This window comes from Commensalibacter papalotli (ex Botero et al. 2024) (assembly GCF_947179115.1).
Lineage (GTDB): Bacteria > Pseudomonadota > Alphaproteobacteria > Acetobacterales > Acetobacteraceae > Commensalibacter > Commensalibacter papalotli.
In genome coordinates this window covers 1-18,931 of the sequence record NZ_CAMXCI010000008.1, presented here as the reverse complement: position 1 = coordinate 18,931, position 18,931 = coordinate 1, and the positions used below count along the sequence as shown (strand labels likewise).

Genomic DNA, 18,931 nt, shown 5'->3' with positions numbered 1-18,931 from the left:
GATTATTTCGCCAATTTCATATTACAATGCGCAACAAGATCCGTTAAAGCAACTTCAGCCTGTTCGCCAGAGATTAAATCTTTTACTTGCACCACTTGTCTTAGTGCTTCTTCCTCACCGATTAACAGAGCTAATGGTGCATTCAGTTTATTCGCACGTTCCATTTGTTTGCGCAAGTTTCCTTTATACGCAATATCGGCATAAATTCCATGATAACGCAGATCTTGTAATGTAGAAAACGCAACTTGATGCACGTCATCAGATAATGGAATGATTACTATGGGCACAGAGGCTTTTGGACTTTGTTCTAGCAACAAAGCCAAGCGTTCTATCCCTGCTGCCCAACCGATCGACGGCACTGCTGGGCCACCCATTTCTTCAACCAAGCCTTCGTAACGCCCACCCGCTAAAACAGTGCCTTGCGCACCAAGCTTGGTCGTCACGAACTCAAAAACCGTATGGCTGTAATAATCCAAGCCACGAACAATATAAGGATTTACTTTATATGGAATATTAAACTGATCCAATGCAACCCTTAATTGATCCCAAAAATTTTGTGCTTCAGGGGTCATGTGCTCTTTTAAAGCGGGTGCATTTGCCAACAATGCTCGATCTTCAGGTGCTTTACTATCTAAAATACGTAATGGATTTTTCTCTAAACGATTACGACTATCTTCTGATAGTTTTGATTGAAAGGCTTGAAAATAAGAAATTAACGCCTCTCTCCACGCTTTACGGCTTGCAACATCACCTAATGTATTCAGCTCTAGCACCACATCATCAGCAATGCCAAGCTCACGCAAAATATGATAGCCCATTGCGATCATTTCTGCATCTGCAAATGGCGTAGACGTTCCTAATAGCTCAGCCCCAATTTGATGAAACTGGCGATAACGCCCTTTTTGCGGGCGCTCATAACGAAACATCGGACCCGCGTAAAAAGCCTTTTGTGGTAACGACTGCGTTAATCCATTGGTAACCAATGCACGGCAAATACCTGCTGTTCCCTCTGGACGCAATGTTAATGAATCCCCCCCACGATCTTCAAAACAATACATTTCTTTGGAAACAACATCTGAAGTTTCCCCCAAAGATCGTGCGAATACGGTTGTTTCTTCAAAAACAGGGGTAGTCCATTCCTCAAACCCATATAAAGAAGTTACTTTTTTTGCAACTTGAATAACATGTTGATGACGTCTAGATTCTTCACCAATTAAATCATGCGTTCCACGAACGGGCTTTACCACACTCACGCTTTTATCCTGCCTTAAAGTTTATAAAATTATTTAGATGCTTCTTTTGCTTTGGCTGCAGCTTTTTCAGCTTCAATCTCAGCAGCTTTTTTCTCTACCAACTCGACAATATGGTCAATCATATCTTCTGCGGGAACGGTATGATCTTGTTTACCCGCCATATAAACCATATGACGACCAGAGCCACCCCCTGTCACCCCCACATCCGTCATCGTTGCTTCACCAGGACCATTCACCACACAACCAATCACAGACAAAGAAAGCGGTGTTTCAATATGTGCTAAACGTTCTTCTAACTTAGCAACAGTTGGAATCACTTGAAATCCTTGACGCGCACAAGATGGGCAAGAAACCACATGAACTCCACGATGGCGTATACCAAGACTTTTTAAAATATCCCAACCTACTGCAACTTCTTCCTCGGGCTCTGCGGATAGAGAAACACGCATTGTATCCCCAATACCCGCCCATAATAAAGAGCCTAAACCAATAGAAGATTTTACAGTTCCAGCACGTTTTCCACCAGCCTCGGTAATTCCTATATGTAATGGATAGTCACAAGCTTCGGATAATAAACGATAAGATTCAACCGCTAAGAATACATCGGATGCTTTGACACTGATTTTAAATTCACGGAAATCGTTATCTTCTAAAATCTTTGCATGTTCCAATGCGCTTTCAACCAATGCATCAGGATTAGGCTCACCGTATTTTTCCAACAAATGCTTTTCTAAAGAACCTGCATTAACCCCAATACGAATGGAACAATTATAATCCTTAGCAGCCTTAATCACATCACGAACGCGTTCTGCACTACCAATATTACCAGGATTAATCCGTAAACAAGCGGCCCCTGCTTGAGCTGCTTCAATCGCTCTTTTGTAATGAAAGTGAATATCTGCAACAATCGGCACACTCACATTCTGAACGATTTCTTTTAATGCTGCTGTACTTGCTTCATCAGGACAAGAAACACGAACGATATCTACACCAACTTTTTCTGCACGTTTAATCTGTGCAATTGTTGCTTTCGCATCGCTGGTCAACGTATTGGTCATGGTTTGCACACTAATCGGTGCACCACCGCCTACAGGAACAGATCCAACATGAATCTGACGGGTTTTATTGCGTTCAATATGTTGATATGGGCGTAAACTCATTTAATTTTAATCTCCGAAATGATCATAGAATATATCAAATTATTCAAAAGAAATCGCTATATAATCTTATCTAATAACTTCTTATTTAGGAACGTTTGATGAAAGGTGCAATTCTTTGTCCTCAATAAACTTAACGATTAAGCTGCTTTGCATTCAGATCATCAGCAGATACATCATGTTTAGAACGTGAAACAGGCTTGCTCACGACTGGTTTCTTTTTCACCTCTTGAGGTATTCCTTCATCAGAAGGGTGTTTTATATCACCATCTTCTGGGTTCAATAATTTATCAGCTTTTTCCTTATTCAGCACAAAACGACGCAAGGCTTTTCCCTTTTTCCCTAATGGTGAGGATTGAATATCGCCTTTTTGTAAAACAACAACACTAGGATTAGCAATTGTCAACAAAACCTCATCTTGATCGCTGGGAACTTGCCAAGTTTCATCTGTTTTTAATATTTTTTGATATAAAACTTTACCCGTTTTATCTTTGATCTGTAACCAACTAGGGGCAATTGCTTTGATCATCAACGGTTTCTCAGGCTCTTTTGTTTCAGCAGGAATGATATTTGTAACTGCAGGAGCTGACGAAGGTTGCTGTGGCAACTGATCAGAAGACACTGGGCGCATTAAATCCGTCAGAGGTGTTAATGGATTATTACCCACCTGTTTATTGTTATTAACATCAGCAGAAGTAGCCTTATTCTCATTGCCTGACATAGATACAGGATGTTCTGATGGCATAATAGATGCAATTTGTGGTGAAACTTGTTGAGCTTCCCCTACTTTTTGATCTTGTTGTGCTGGTGGAGGCGGGATTGTTTCAGAAGGGGATTGGTGATGATCAGACATCTTATACCAACCAATATACGCCCCAACCATAATCAAAAGACTAAAAAAAACAATAACTCCAGCTGGAATACCACTTTGCGGCACAGGGGCAGGAAACATCAACTTTGGTTTTTCAGCATTAGCTTGGCTTTCTTGACGAAAACGCTTCACCAACGCATCACTATCTAAGTTTAATAATTCAGCATAAGCCCTTAAGAAACCAGAAGCATAAGCAACACCCGGCAATTGATCAATACGCCCATCCTCTAATGCTTTTAAAAATATTAGACGAATACGTAACCGTTGAGAAGCTTCATCAAGGCTAAGCCCTAACTCTTCTCTACGATTCTTTAGCATATCTCCAATATTTTTCTCAGAGTGCAATTGGCTTAAGTCGCTCATGCTTCATTCAACCTAAGGTTAATTATGATTATTTAATCCGTTGACGTCTGACCACCAAGGCATCAACCGCTTGTTTCACTAAGTTATGAATAATTTCTTTAACTGGCAATATCTCTTTAACCATTCCCACAGATTGCCCTGCCATCACAGAACCATTCTCGACGTCTCCGTCCTTTACTGCACGACGTAAAGCACCAGCCCAGAAATGTTCAATATCTAATTGAGCCTCTTCTTTGCTGAGTTCTTGATTTTGATATTTTTGAATCATAGCCGCTTGATGCTTCATGAAATTTTTGGTTCCTTGATTAGCCAAAGCTCGAACAGGAATAACAGGAAAAGAATCATCAATTTGCACGGTTGTAACAGCATCACGAGCTGCTGCTCTGATAAAAGCTTTTTTGAAATTTTCGTGCGCTTGGCTTTCTACAGAAGCCGCAAACACTGTACCCAATTGCGCACCAGAGGCCCCCATTTCTAAGTAAGATAAAATTGCATCCCCTCGCCCAAGCCCACCAGCAACAAAAACAGGCACTTCGCGAATAATAGGTAAAATCTCTTGAGCTAATACTGTCAAAGAAACAGGGCCAACATGCCCGCCTGCTTCTGCGCCCTCAATTACCAGCGCATCAACACCCATTTTTATCAACCGTTTAGCTAAAACCAAAGCGGGAGCAAACGCAACCACTTGTGCGCCACCATCTTTAATTTTTTTTATTGCTGCACCAGAAGGAACCCCCCCAGCCAGCACAATATGTTTTACATTTAATTTTAAACAAACATCAATTAACTCATTAAGCTGAGGATGCATGGTAATTAAATTAACACCAAAAGGCTTAGTCGTCATGGACTGCGTTGCAATAATTTCTGCTTCTAGTAAAGCAGGATCCATTGCACCACAAGCAATCACACCAAAACCACCTGCATTAGAAATCGCAGAAACAAGATGGCGTTCACTGACCCAAGACATTGCACCTGCTAAAATAGCAACCTCAGAACCTAGAAACTCGGTTCCTCTGTTCCATAAAGATGCTAATTCGTTTTGCGCTTCTTTATCTAAACCCATCAAATCAACCCCGTTATGTTGCATTATTGAGCATCCAATCCATAAGCCGTATGTAACGCACGAACGGCTAATTCAACATACTCGGCTGCAACCAATACGGAAACTTTAATCTCACTAGTAGAAATCACTTGAACATTAATTGAACGTTCTGCCAATGTTTTAAACATGGTATTTGCAACCCCAGTGTGAGAACGCATACCAATACCAATAACACTGATTTTTACCACATCATCATCGGCTAACATTTCTGCAAAACCAATATGTTCTCTTTCACGTTCCAAAATCTTTTGAACATTTAATAAATCTGTTTTGGGAACCGTAAACGTCATATCTGTTTTTTGATTGCTACCACTGCTTTGCACTATCATATCAACATTTACGTTTTCGCGTGCCAAAGGTGCAAAAACTGATGCGGCAATACCAGGATGATCAGGAATATCTTTGATAACGACTTTAGCCTCGTTTAAAGAATATGCAATACCGGTAACTTGTTCTTTTTCCATAATTTCATCCTCACTTACAACCAAAGACCCAGGTAACGAATTTTCCATCGGTGCTGGATTATCATCAAAACTGGACAGCACCTGAACCCTGACCTGCTCTTTCATTGCCAACTCTACACTACGTGTTTGCAAAACTTTTGCACCAACAGAAGCCAGTTCTAGCATTTCTTCATAAGCAATCGCTGAGATACGTTTTGCCTTTTTGACAATTCTGGGGTCTGTTGTATAAATTCCATCAACATCTGTATAAATATCGCATCTTGTTGCTTGCATACTTGCTGCAAGTGCAACCGCAGAAGTATCAGAACCACCGCGCCCCAACGTTGCAACGCGACCATTATCATCAACACCTTGAAAGCCTGCAACAACAGGGACAACCCCTGATTGCATACATTCAATAAGCTTGGAAGAATCAATTGATTTAATTCTTGCTTTACTATGTGCATCATCTGTTAAAATTGGGATCTGCCATCCTGCCCAAGATCGTGATTTCACACCTAAAGTTTGCAAGGCAATCGCTAATAAACCACTGGTTACTTGCTCACCCGTGGCAACAATCGAATCATATTCACAAGGATCAAATAATGGGTTTAAAGATTCACAATAACCGACTAACTGATTGGTAACACCAGACATTGCAGAGACAACAACTGTGACTTCACACCCTGCCTCAACTTGCTTTTTGACCGTTTTCGCTACATTTCGAATTCTATCTAAATCGGCAACAGATGTACCACCAAATTTCATTACTATTCTAGGGGCATTAAGAGGCATAAAAGACAAACTCCGCAATGATTATTTCATTATTACTCTTTACATAATGAAACTATAGACTTTATTGATTAAAATATCGTTAATGAATTATTTAACCCAGTTATAATTGATAATCAAACTATTGACTTCTTTTTTTGTTTATAATTTGATTAATTCATCTTGGTGACCCTGTGAAAGGCCTAATTATGTCCACCGTTACACCACCTGACCCACACAATCAAAAGAATTCTGTTAAAGATGACGAAATTAATCGATTTAATGCCATAGCCAGTGAATGGTGGAATCGAACAGGCCCAATGAGCCCCCTACATGAAATGAATGCACTTCGTATCGAATGGATTCAAAATATTCTTAAAACATATCAACCATTAGATAAAACATGCCCGATTTTAGATATTGGTTGTGGCGTTGGTATCGCTAGTGAAGGCTTGGCCTCTTTAGGATATAATGTCATTGGTGTTGATGCTGCAAAAGACGTTATCCAGGCTGGAAAAAATCATTTAAATAGCGTGCCTCTTCCACCTAATAGCGGTGAAATAACCTATCAGGTAGGAACAATTGAAGAATTGGTCTATGAATCAAGACAATTTCAAATTATTAACGCCTTAGAACTATTGGAGCATGTGAATGATCCTCAAGAATTTGTTCATAATATCTCTAGGCTTTTAACAAATCAGGGAATTGCTTTTCTTTCTACAATTAATCGCAATATTCCCTCTTTTTTGTTTGCTAAACTAGGTGCAGAGTATTTAACTCGTAAATTACCAATTGGTACTCATAACTGGAAACAGTTTATAACACCTGCTGAACTTGGAAAGATGGCTCATCATGCGGGGTTACGTATAGTTGACATAGCTGGATTAACTTTGAGACCAAATGGCTGGAAAATAACTAATAACGTAAAAATAAATTATATGATTTGTTTATCTAAGGCATAATCTGCGTAATTAAAAGTAATTAAAAAGCCTTTGAGTTTAAAACTCAAAGGCTTTTTATAATAATTAGACTGAAACTACAGGTTGTTTACGACATCCAGGGATTTTCATAATCGTACTGATTACATGTTGATGCGAGATCCCTTTTGTACACTCAAACTGACGAGGCGTATTTTGATGTTTTGGACAATATAAAAAATTAGTATGATCAAACTGATAACGAATATCATTCCAACAACTATTACATACATGTGTACTAAACACACGATAAGGAGTATTAAACTCAGTCGATGGATGCGTAAAACCAGAAATAATCACAACGGGTATTCCTGCACCCCAAGCCAACCAAGCCAGACCAGAAGACAGACCTACAAAAAATTCAGCATGTTTTAACCAACGAGCCCGTTCCGTCAAAGAGCGAGGTCCTGTTTGATCTTCTGCACCATTAGGAATATGATTCCAAACAAGGTCTCTCCCAAATGTAATTTCCTTATCAATACAAATAACTCGGTATCCAACTGACTTTAAAAATTCAATAACTTTATGCCATCCATATGGATTATTCCAATATTTACATTGTGTTGATGCTTGAGCTGCGATAACAACATAAGGTTCTTCTATTGGACGGGTATCATCATCTACAGTTAATTTAGGAGGCTCTTCAGTTGGATCAACACCCAAGATATAACCTGCTGTACGATGCAAACCAACTTGTCTGAAGTCTTGTGGTTGCCAATGATTATCCTCATCTTTAAAGAATAATCCTATATAATAGGAAGCATAAAAACTATCTTTTTTCTCTTGTTTTGCATACTCAACAGAATCAACAAATTTTATTTCTGGATAGGATTTTTCAAACAATTCAATTAATGGTTTACCAATTGCAACCGTCAAATTACAATGATGTTTCTTTCTAAATTTCTCAGCATAAGGCATCCATCCCAAAGAATCCCCTAATGAACCATTAGGGAAAACAATCAAAACATTTTTATCTTTAGCATCATATTTACGAGAAAAAACTTCCTCTACTTTTCCATCTTTATGAATTTTACAAACTGTTATTTTTCCGTTTAAGAAATGATGCTTTGCTGTTGCTGCATGCCCTACATCAAAGCAAGGTTGATCTAACAATCCAACTTCTGCATCTAAATCATATAATTGGATACGCCACCCCTCACCTTCAACAGGTTTGGGAACACACACACGCATTCCAAAGTTAAAATCATAAAAAATACCATGCTCGCCTTCTTGTGTAGGCATCGCAGGAGGTTGCACAAGATTAGCCTCCACTGATGTAGGAGGCTGCACATTACTTGGTTGCGCTTGATTACCTTCAACAGAGCTTTGCACTTCTTGATTTGGCGTCATCTCTCCACCAATTTTAGGAGCAAATCTTTCTGATAATTCTTGAATGACTGGTGCTGCTACTGAATTTTTAGAATTTTGTTCTACTTCTTGCTCATCACGTGTTTTTAATTTAATCCGCTCAAAACCTTCAACTTTAACTTTGGAATCTTCACTCATTCTCTATGCCCTTTTTTTCTTTTTATATCATGCATTTTTATGATTATGCACTTACACTAATTTGGCCTGCCAGTAAATTACATAAATCCTTATAATCCTGACATGCTACCATAAACTCGGATGGATCAATTTGAATATGGAAATGATGTTCAAAAGCTCGTCTTAAATTTAATAACAGTTCTGAATCCACTTCTCTATTTACCAATTTCTCACGCGTTAATTCTTTAACATCTTCATCCCAATCTTTTGTTTCCTCAGCAATCCATTTTTCAACCTCAATTAATGCCTCTTCACGAGATAATGGCGGTGGAAGATCTGGTACTTCGTACTCAAACTTTTGAATAACAGGCAATGCATTTTCATGCAATGCTTTACGAGTTCTAGCAATTTGCGCTTTTCCACTTGGAGTCTTCAAAACACCGCCTGGACGTGTAAGCACAATCATTTTAGGCCAGATATCATACGTTTTTGTAATAACTTCATAAGCCTTTTCAGCAATTTCTTCATAAGAATTCAAAGGCTTTTTAACCAACTCTATGATAACCGTAATCGACGCAAAATCTTCTGGATTAGCTAAAAAAAACGCCGTTGCATTGGGCCTGATATCTGAACATGCAGCTTCTAAAGCACCACTAACATCATCAGGATCATATGTTTTTCCACGTAAAACAATGACATTGCTCATTCGTCCAGAAAAAAATAAATTATTATCTAATAAAAATCCAAGATCACCCGTACGTAAATAATTTTCATCTTGTCCTACAATTTTTGCATGGAATACTTCTTCTGTTAATTCTGGTCGTTGAAAATATCCCTTAGCAATACTAGGACCACTGATCCAAATCTCTCCAACACGTCCACTTCTGACCGCCTTGCGAGATTCTGGATCAACAATAGCAACCTTTTGATCCTCTAAAGACGTTCCACAAGAAATCAACTCCCTACGATCAAATTTGTTCGTGCTTGGCCAAGCAAAACCAGCCATTAATGCACTTCGAGAAAAACTTCTAAATTTAGGAGAAACGCGCCTTTTTGTTCTAGTCACAGTAAGCGTTGCTTCAGCTAAACCATATCCAAACACTAAATGACGGGCTCTGAAACCCACATCAGCAAATTTTTTACAAAAACGTTGCATGATATCTGCCTGGGCCGTGTCTGCACCATTAAGAGCAAGCTCCCAATGAGACAAGTCTAGTTCTTGCATTTCTTCTTCGGTAACTTCTCTTGTGCATAAATTATATGCAAAAGTTGGGCCACCAGACATACTGACTTTATATTTTGTTAATGCCTTTAACCAACGCACTGGCTTTTCGATAAAATATTTAGGAGGCAATAATGTACATCGCCCCCCAGTTCCAATAGCCAATAATACACAACCAATCAATCCCATATCATGAGCTAAAGGCAACCAACTTAACCCACTATAGTCCTCATCAAGATACTCATAGCTTTTTGCCTGATGACGTAAATTAAAAATCAAATTACGATGTGTTAATTCAATACCACGAGTATTTTTAGTTGTCCCTGAGGTGTATTGAATAAACGCGACCCCTTGGTTATCCCCTTTAATAGCGATTTTATTTTTTGCATTTAATAAAACCTCCAAAGAGACCCATATAGGTTTACAATCAAGATCTTTATGAACAGCCTTGTAATCAGCAAGAATTTTGCGCGGCCCAATAATCAATCTAGGCTGCGCATCATTTGCTACCATTTCAAAGCGTTCATCACTACGCATCACATCAATATGAACACCAGAGGCAGGAATCATTCCTGCATAAATACATCCAAAAAAAGCAGAAATATAATTTAAATCATTATCACATAAAAGAAGAACACGATCTCCCTTTTTGCCAAAATGAAGTAAACCTGCTGCAATTGTTGCTGCATTATCATCTAATTGAACACTCGTTAAATGGTCAACTGGGTTACAATCACCATCCAACAAAGTATACAAAACCATTGATGGGGAAAGTTTTGCACGATGCTGTAACATGTCGACCAACGTAGATGTGTGCCAGTCGACAATGCCATAAGCCTTACATGCCCAATCTTCCTCGGTATCATCTGGAATAATAAGAGCCATTATTTATGCTTATTCCACTTCTTTCTTTGAAGCATCTTCAATTATCGGTGTAATCTCTTCAGATTCAGATGTAGGTGTTTGCGCATCAGAATCAAGAACTAACGACTCATTACTTTCAAATGGAACCTTCAGCTTTCTTAATAATACTTTACCCACATCTTGCAGATTTTCTTCTTTCATTAGTTGTAATAATGAAATTTCACATCCTAATGTGTTACTAATCGCAATCTGTAATTCCACACCAACCAATGAATCAATACCAAGTTCAGTTAAACGAGTATTACCATCAATACTGTCCGGCGGAATTTGTAAAGTTTTAGTCAGAATATCAATTAAATTCTGCACCACAAAAGGTAAACGTTCCTCTAAAGGTAATGCATTCAATTGACGTAATGCTTCAGTTTGCTCGTATGAAGAATTTCCTAATGTAAGCAAATCTTGGAAGCGTCCAACCGAACGACTGATTGGGAAAACGCCAAACCACTTAGACCAATCAATATCCAATACACCAACACAAGGTTGATCTGCTTTCCAAAGTAATGAAATCGTTGCCAAAGCTTCTTTAATCGCAATAGGACTTACCCCAATAGCTTCAAAGTTTTTAGCAGCACGGCTATCTTTTTGGAACATTGACCCACCGTCAATCGCACCCCACTCAATCGCAAGAGCAGGAAGACCAATTTCTTTACGGTATTTTGCTAAAGCATCCAAGAAGAAGTTCGCAGAAACATAAGCTGCTTGCCCAATATTTCCAAGAAGATTAGTAGCAGAAGAGAATAAAACAAAATGATCTAGATCAATATCTTTGGTTAGTTCATGTAAATTCCACGCCCCTTGTGCTTTAGGCAACATCACGCGAGCCAAGCGTTCATCATCCAGATTTTCAATAACACCATCATCAATCACTGCTGCACAATGGAAGATACCTTTTAAAGGAACATCCAATTGAGTTACTTTATCAATAACAGATTTGATACTGTCGTAATCCGTGATATCTGCCTGCATTTGATATAAATGCACATCGTTTTGTTCTAACACCTTAATTGCTTTTTGGATATTCTCATCATCTTTTTTCAAAGAACGCCCAACAACAACCAAATGTCTTGCACCAAGTGCTACCAACCATTGAACCAGTTGTAAGCCCATACCACCAAATGCACCCGTAATCACATAAACCGCATCAGCAGAAACTGTTGGCAAGTCTTTTGGAACAGGTTTAACCATGACATCTTTGGTATCGGTAAAATCAATAACAATTTTACCAATATGTTGAGCAGAAGCCATCTGTCTGAATGCTTCGATACATTTTGATGCTGGGAATATCGTACATGGAGGCATTACGATGTTTCTCATCATTACTTGTCGTGTAACTTCGATCAACATTCGCATAATTTCATCTGGACGTTGAGCCAACATACGATCCAAATCCATAGAGAAAAACGCGATATTGTCGTTAAACGCCTGCATTGGCAGCCATTTTTCTTCAACAATATCTCGTTTACCTACTTCAAAGAAACGTCCAAACGGCGCAACTAGTGCCAAGCTTTCATGTAACAATTCACCTGATAAAGAATTTAGAACAACATCTACCCCTCTACCATTCGTTACTTCTTTAACACCATCAACAAATTCTAGGTTACGAGAATTCCAAACGTGCTCACATCCAATATCGCGCAAATATTGACGTTTTTCATCATTGCCTGCTGTGGCAAAAATTCGAGCTTTTTTTAATTTTGCAATTTGAATGGCCGCCAATCCTAAACCACCCGAAGCTGCATGAATTAAAATTGTTTGTCCTTCTCTCAAATTAGCAAGATCAATTAGAGTATAATAAGCAGTTGAGAAAACTGTAGGCATTGTTGATGCTTCAGCATTTGGAATTTCTTCAATCAGCTCATTACGAATACGATCCACCTCTTCATCACTAAGATTGTAACGTTTTGCTTCTCTAATCATAGAAGCTGCATCAAGATGGACGGCATATAAATTCTCAATTGGCACAATTGCATGAGAAGTTAAACAATCACGAATGGACACGACCATACGATCACCAACTTGATATCCAGCTTCATGGGCACCTTCACCAACAGCAACAATACGCGCAGAAGCCTCCATACCTAATCCAGCTTGATGGAATGTATGTTTCATCACACTACGAGGCAACAAGCCCATGACTTTCAACACATCTTTGAAGTTCAAAGATGACGTGATAATTTCAAGTTCAATATGTCCTGGAGGTGGTTTTTGGCGTTCAAATGCATCATAATGGATTTGATCCAACATTCCTGAACGACCAGGCATCAGACGATATCCAACGTTATCCCCTGCTTCAGTCAAAGGAATAAATTTAACATCTTCTTGGCTTTTAAATGGAACCAGACGAGATACAAAACGTGTATCTTTTCTTAATGCAACATCATCTTCCATATCATCAGATAAAATTTCAGCTGCTATTACACCAGGCTCCGTGATGGTCATATCTGCATCAATATCAACCATTTTCATTTGTAATTCAGGACGCTCTAGTGAGAACACACGCACAAAACCACGTAATGAAGATTGATTCAGATTAACGATATTTTCATCTTCAAGAACTTTTTCTGCACCATGCGTCAAGATAACAAAACGAAGATTTTCAGTAACGTCTTTTTCTTCAAGAGCAGGCAGCCCTTTTGAAAGAACTAACATTTCTTGAACTAAAGATAATCCAATTTTATCTTCGGTATTATCAAGCTTACTGCGTAAATAAACGACAGCTCGACATTTATGCAAATCTATGAATGAGAAAAAGCCTTTATAATCCTCAGCTTGATCAGGACGTATATTGTAAACATTATCAGATTCTTGACCTGATTTATCCCCCAAACAACCTTGGAAAACAGAAACCCCCTGAGATTCCAACTCTGCAATCAACGGCGTAGCAACCACATCATTATCTGTAATCACAGCAACACGAGCAATTTCACCAAGTAAAGATAAAGCCTCTACTTGTTTCCATTCATAGCGATATAACCAACGTGCACGTTTTGCTTCTTTTTGTTTTTCAGTAGCAAGCTCTTTAACCGTCAAGCCTTTAACTTTAAGAACTGGTTCGCCTTTTAAGTTATAAAGGAAAATATCACCAATAAAGAGATCATCATCTTTTCTGAAATTACACGCATAAGCATAAAGTTCACCTTCATGTCTGCCGTAATACATTACACGATCAATACCAACAGGCACAAATGTTGTATCTGCTAGGGCTTTATCTTTAGCGCCTAACAAACCAAATAATTGGAAGGCACCATCAAGCAGCGTTGGATGAATATAATATTCTTCAACAGTTTCTTGTTCACTTTCTGCAAGTTTAAGATGTGCTAATGCAACACCATCTCCACGATGTAATTCATGGATAGTCTGGAATGCAGGTCCGTATTCTAATCCATGCTCACGCAGTTGCTCATAGAAGAAAGCAGTATCAACCTGATCTGTAATTTTGGCTTTTAATGCACTCAGATCTTCAATATCATCCCCACCCCATGGAGAGGTACGACGTAAAGAAACAGAAGCATATAAATCCCAATTGGTTGAATCGTTTTCAGTACGACCATAAGCCAATAGACGACTTGTTAGTTCATCAACACTCCAAGTCATATATGGATAGAACTTACGATCAGGATCAACAACCATTGCTTTTTTAAGCTGCAAATGTTCAATGATAGCTGGCTCTTGCATTTCTTTAGGCGCATTAATTGCAAGTTGTGCGTGCGCTGCAATAGCGGCTTCTACATAAGCAGCACCAGGAAGCACCATCATTCCTTCAATTTTATGATCCACTAACCATGGCATAAAATTAATATTAAGCTCGGACAACCATCCTCGAGAAGCAGACCAATCCACATCTCCTAATACAGGATTTAAGCGAACAGCTAAACGGCGTTGTCTTGAATGTTTACTTTCACCAAAATAAACTTCTTTAGCCCAAGCGTAGAACGGAAGGTTAATACGCTTACCATTAACAATTTTATTCCAATCTAACTCTAATCCAACTGCAGATAATGTTGATAGAACTTTAGCTAATGATTTTTCTTCTGGTTCATTACGATGCAACGTATAAGCTGTACCAATAGAAATATTTAATGTTGCTGCGCATTCTTTAATAGACGCAGATAAAACAGGATGAGGCCCTACTTCTAAAAATAAAGAGTAGGAATCATGAATCATTGTTGAAATAGCTTCGGCAAATAATACGGTTTGACGAAGGTTACGATACCAGTAATTCGGGTCATGAAAGAACGTATCATCACAAATATGTCCTGTAACCGTTGAATAAAGTGGAATAGTTGGTGTTTTGGGCTGAATACTCTCAACAGCCTCTTCAAATTCATCGCGAATATCAGTCATAATTGGATTATGATAAGCCAATTCAACCTTCAAGAAACGGTTAAATTCTGAACGTTTTTCTAATTCAGCTGCGATTTTTTCTAGGTTTTCTTTACTACCAGATAATGTAAATGAACGTGGGCTGTTAATTGCAGCAACCGCAACATCCCCCTCATAATCTTTAATCAGTTCCGCTGAAGCAGAAGGCGCCATCCCAACAGCCAACATCGTACCTTTGCCAGCAAAAGTTTGTTGCAGACGACTACGATGGTAAATTACTGTTGTCGCATCTTTAAGACTAAGTGCGCCCGCAACATATGCAGCTGCAGCTTCACCGACACTATGTCCAACAATAGCAGCTGGATGAATGCCATATAACTTCAACACTTCAGCTAAACACACCTGAACAGTAAATATTCCAGGTTGAGCCACTGCAGTTTCATGAATACGAGATTCTTCTTCTGTTTTTTGCATTTCAGCAAGAATTGACCAACCAGAAAGCTCTTTAAAATACTGGTCAACCTCTTTAGCGATTGCTAAACATTCTGCAGGGCCATGCTTTAATAGCCATTGTCCCATCCCCCACCATTGAGGTCCCATACCAGAAAATACAAAAGCAGGTTGTGTCTGAGTTTTAATTTGTTGTTGCCCAACAATAACATCAGGATTAGGTTTATCTTGAACAAAATCCTCTAATTTTTGAGCAATTTCCTCTTTCGTTTTACCAAATGCAACCAAATGTCTTTGGAAGTAAGAACGATGTTTACCAACAGAATAACAAATATCATCTAAAGAAGGACTATTCTCTTCTTTTAAGAAAGCAGCATAACGCTCTGCCATCAACTTTAAAGAAGGTTGTTGTTTCGTAGATAATGATAAAATATAGCTATCAGAAGGTAAATTTACCATTTCTGAATTGATATCTTGACTAACTTCCTCTTTGCGAGGTGCGCGAATAATTGCATTCGCATTTGAACCACCATAGCCAAAAGAGTTAATAGCAGCATAAAGATCTTTAGCTTTTGTTGTTAAAGGAACAACTTCATCTTGCACCAATCGCAAATTCATTTCTTCAAAAGGAATATTTGGATTGGGTTCCTTCAAATTAGCCTGAGGAGGAACAGCCTTATGTTCAAGACATAAGCAAGCCTTAATCAATCCTGCAACACCAGCAGCGGCTTCTAAATGTCCAATATTTGCTTTAACAGACCCTATAATAACAGGATCATCTTTGGCACGACTTTTTCCAACTGTATTAGAAATAGCTTGTGCTTCTAATGGATCACCAACAGGCGTTCCTGTTCCGTGAGCTTCTACATAAGCAATATCTTTTAAATCAACATTTGCTTGCTCTGCAACAACACGAATAAGCTTTTCTTGAGCAATAGCACTAGGGACGGTAATTCCTTCATTATGGCCGTCTTGGTTAATACCAATACCACTAATAACTGCATGAATTTTATCGCCATCTTCAATAGCATCTTCAAGACGTTTTAAAATGACAATCCCACAACCTTCACCACGACCATAGCCGTCAGCAGCAGAATCAAAGCTTTTACTTTTTCCGTCTTCAGCCATAAAGCGTGCCTTAGCAACCAAGGCACCTGACTGTGGGATCAACATAATATTAATACCACCAGCCATACCCATATCACTGTCGCCATTTCTTAAGCTTTGGCAAGCTAAATGAATAGCGGTCAATGATGAGGAACATGCTGTATCTAATGCCAAAGATGGCCCACAGAAATCAAAGAAATATGATAAGCGTGCTGAAATCATCGTGGTTGATGCTGTCGTTGCCAAGAAGTTAGTCTCAGCATTTCCTTCACTTGCATAATGACTGGATTGCATAATCAACCAGTCAGTTGCAAAAATCCCAACAAATACACCAACTTTTTTTCCAGCATATTTAGCAGGAACCAAACCGCCCTCTTCCATTGCCTCCCAAGCAACTTCTAATAACACACGCTGTTGAGGATCACACTGTACTGCTTCTTTAGGGGACATACCAAAGAAAAGAGGTTCAAACTCATCAATCGGTTGTGTTAAAAAACTTCCATTTAAAAAGAAACTTTTGGCAACTGTTGTATTATCTTTGTCGTAAACCTCTCTCCAATTCCAACGTGTTGGCAAGATACGACTAACTGTTTCTTTTTTTCCACAAACAGCTTCCCAAAAACTATCCAGATCAACGATACCACCTGGAAACCTACACCCAATACCTACAATGGCTATTTCACCAGAATATTTCTTATTATTAACTACCTGCATGGTTCTCTCTATATTCCAATATAATCTTATTTTTTGAGTTATATACCATGTAAATGACTATTAAACCCAACCGATAACGAACTAAACTTTTTATAATTTATTTTTTTGTTGCCACATATTGCTGCGTTGCAGCCATACTTAACTGATATCTTAAAACGCGATCTGTCAAATCACGAGGAATTTGATTAACCCACATCACCCTAATATTTGGCAAATTATGGAAATTTTTCTCTAATACAGCACTAACTTTGTCCACATCAAATCCATCCCCTCGAACGATTGCTAACCATGGTTCAGGAACACCACTAGAATTAGGCATTGAAAATAATGCAATATCCTCAACCCCAGGAACAACACGAAGAATCTGATCAATTTTGTTGGCATAAAATTTATCACCACCAAAATTATATAACTCATCAACACGACCAAATATTCTTAAACAACCATTTTCATCCAAGATCCCTAGATCCCCAGGATAAAACCAACCATCTCTAAATTGTCTTTTTGTAGCTTCTTCATCTTCATAAAAATGATCAATAATATCAGCACTTTTAATGCGAATATTGCCAACTTCACCAAAAGATAAAATATTATCTTGATCGTCAACAATTTGCACATCAACCCATGGCATTATCCATCCTGCCATATCATCATGTGTTACTTGTGTAATATGAGCCCCAGCAATAATACCACTTTCACTAGTTACATATAAAATACGCATATGCTCTGTTAAACGTGCCTTAACAGCCTCACGCAATTCTTTTGGAAAATGCCCCGCAGAAATCACCAAACGCAAATCTTTTACAGGAGGAATATCAACCGGCATATTTTCTAAAATTGCTTGAAGTTGTGATGGTGATATCACCATTAATGAAGGCTTTAGCATTGTAATTGCTGCTGGATATTGCTCACGATCCACCATTAAAACTATGCCACAAACAGACCAAATACTTAACGTACTTAAAAAACCATGAATACTACCAAAGCCTAATGTTGGTAACAAAACAGGAAAACGTTCCACTTTTTCCGTACCAACCCATGCAATATACTCCTGCTCTGCCATTCGTAAGATTGCAACTTCTAACATTCTTGCCGTAAAATCAATACGATGACGATCCGCAGAGGTCCCCGCAGAAATCGCAATCCTAACGACACGATCTGCATCCAGAGTCAATCTGACTGGTTCTACCTCAGGCCCCTCTACAACTTTAGAATACCATTCTAAATCAAGCACCCTCACTTGAGCTTGGGTTTCTATATCAAATAACGCATCACTAATGATGAGGTCTGGTTTTAAAACAGATACCTCCTTAGCAGCAATTAAACTATCATCAGCAACAGAAGCTGTTGCAATACCAAGGCGACTTAATGCCATCAACAACATCCAATGAGGATGCATTTGTTGATAAGAGACTGCTACAATCTTAGGAAGAGGCGTTAATGTATTTAATAACTCTCTTGCCAACCGGTTAATGTCTGCATCCATCTTAGCAAAAGTAACCGAACCATCAAACGAAAGCATTGCCACTTTATTAGGGGCTATTCTTGCAACATGCTCTATAAACCGATCATACATAATTAAACAGGTCTCCATCATCAGAACAATAAAAACTTTCCTTTTCTATAATTATAGAAAAGGAAAGTTTCATATTTACAAAGTTACATCAATTTATTTATAAATCGATTAAAATTACGCAATTTTCTCTGCGACTTCAATCATATCTACGAAATATTCTGATGTTGCGGTTAATTCGACCTTAATCAATTTA

The 18,931-nt window shown here is 38.5% G+C and carries 10 protein-coding genes; 1 reads left to right on the top strand and 9 read right to left on the bottom strand.

Features of this window, described 5'->3' with window-relative positions; genetic code table 11:
- Positions 1-2 precede the first annotated feature (2 nt).
- The 5 genes from hisS to QMN76_RS10255 all read right to left on the bottom strand — a co-directional run bounded on the left by hisS (position 3) and on the right by QMN76_RS10255 (position 5,984).
- Positions 3-1,253, bottom strand: a complete 1,251-nt coding sequence (gene hisS, locus QMN76_RS10275) for a histidine--tRNA ligase (protein WP_282024695.1) — start codon at positions 1,251-1,253, stop codon at positions 3-5.
- A 29-nt stretch (positions 1,254-1,282) separates the two neighbouring features.
- Positions 1,283-2,413, bottom strand: a complete 1,131-nt coding sequence (gene ispG, locus QMN76_RS10270; RefSeq protein WP_282024697.1) for a flavodoxin-dependent (E)-4-hydroxy-3-methylbut-2-enyl-diphosphate synthase — start codon at positions 2,411-2,413, stop codon at positions 1,283-1,285.
- Between the two features lie 130 nt (positions 2,414-2,543).
- Entirely contained in the window at positions 2,544-3,644 is a 1,101-nt protein-coding gene (locus tag QMN76_RS10265; protein ID WP_282024699.1) for a helix-turn-helix domain-containing protein, read from the bottom strand.
- A 28-nt stretch (positions 3,645-3,672) separates the two neighbouring features.
- Positions 3,673-4,731 carry an NAD(P)H-dependent flavin oxidoreductase gene (locus tag QMN76_RS10260; RefSeq protein ID WP_034340866.1) on the bottom strand — a complete coding sequence of 353 codons (1,059 nt, stop codon included), beginning with the start codon at positions 4,729-4,731 and terminating at the stop codon, positions 3,673-3,675.
- On the bottom strand, positions 4,731-5,984 hold the full coding sequence (locus QMN76_RS10255) for an aspartate kinase (protein ID WP_282024701.1): 1,254 nt from the start codon (positions 5,982-5,984) through the stop codon (positions 4,731-4,733). The genes QMN76_RS10260 and QMN76_RS10255 overlap by 1 nt, the downstream gene beginning before the upstream one ends.
- Positions 5,985-6,169: 185 nt before the next feature.
- Here QMN76_RS10255 and ubiG point away from each other — a divergent pair, with 185 nt between their 5' ends.
- On the top strand, positions 6,170-6,922 hold the full coding sequence (ubiG, locus tag QMN76_RS10250; RefSeq protein ID WP_282024703.1) for a bifunctional 2-polyprenyl-6-hydroxyphenol methylase/3-demethylubiquinol 3-O-methyltransferase UbiG: 753 nt from the start codon (positions 6,170-6,172) through the stop codon (positions 6,920-6,922).
- Positions 6,923-6,985: 63 nt separating this feature from the next.
- On the opposite strand, the gene QMN76_RS10245 is transcribed toward ubiG, so the two are convergent.
- The 4 genes from QMN76_RS10245 to QMN76_RS10230 form a co-directional block, all read right to left on the bottom strand.
- On the bottom strand, positions 6,986-8,443 hold the full coding sequence (locus tag QMN76_RS10245; RefSeq protein WP_084051607.1) for an autotransporter strand-loop-strand O-heptosyltransferase: 1,458 nt from the start codon (positions 8,441-8,443) through the stop codon (positions 6,986-6,988).
- Between the two features lie 43 nt (positions 8,444-8,486).
- Positions 8,487-10,529, bottom strand: coding sequence for a fatty acyl-AMP ligase (locus QMN76_RS10240; protein WP_034340857.1), 2,043 nt, complete (start codon positions 10,527-10,529; stop codon positions 8,487-8,489).
- A 9-nt stretch (positions 10,530-10,538) separates the two neighbouring features.
- Positions 10,539-17,162, bottom strand: a complete 6,624-nt coding sequence (locus QMN76_RS10235) for a type I polyketide synthase (protein WP_282024706.1) — start codon at positions 17,160-17,162, stop codon at positions 10,539-10,541.
- A gap of 97 nt (positions 17,163-17,259) precedes the next feature.
- Positions 17,260-18,759 (bottom strand): AMP-binding protein, encoded by a 1,500-nt coding sequence (locus tag QMN76_RS10230; RefSeq protein WP_282024708.1) that lies wholly within the window; start codon positions 18,757-18,759, stop codon positions 17,260-17,262.
- Positions 18,760-18,931 lie beyond the last annotated feature (172 nt).

Excerpts from the sequence above, each read along its gene's own strand:
- ispG (WP_282024697.1), bottom strand. The coding sequence starts at position 2,413 with ATGAGTTTACGCCCATATCAACATATTGAACGCAATAAAACCCGTCAG.
- QMN76_RS10265 (WP_282024699.1), bottom strand. The coding sequence starts at position 3,644 with ATGAGCGACTTAAGCCAATTGCACTCTGAGAAAAATATTGGAGATATG.
- QMN76_RS10260 (WP_034340866.1), bottom strand. The coding sequence starts at position 4,731 with ATGCAACATAACGGGGTTGATTTGATGGGTTTAGATAAAGAAGCGCAA.
- QMN76_RS10255 (WP_282024701.1), bottom strand. The coding sequence starts at position 5,984 with ATGCCTCTTAATGCCCCTAGAATAGTAATGAAATTTGGTGGTACATCT.
- ubiG (WP_282024703.1), top strand. The coding sequence starts at position 6,170 with ATGTCCACCGTTACACCACCTGACCCACACAATCAAAAGAATTCTGTT.
- QMN76_RS10245 (WP_084051607.1), bottom strand. The coding sequence starts at position 8,443 with ATGAGTGAAGATTCCAAAGTTAAAGTTGAAGGTTTTGAGCGGATTAAA.
- QMN76_RS10240 (WP_034340857.1), bottom strand. The coding sequence starts at position 10,529 with ATGGCTCTTATTATTCCAGATGATACCGAGGAAGATTGGGCATGTAAG.
- QMN76_RS10235 (WP_282024706.1), bottom strand. The coding sequence starts at position 17,162 with ATGCAGGTAGTTAATAATAAGAAATATTCTGGTGAAATAGCCATTGTA.
- QMN76_RS10230 (WP_282024708.1), bottom strand. The coding sequence starts at position 18,759 with ATGATGGAGACCTGTTTAATTATGTATGATCGGTTTATAGAGCATGTT.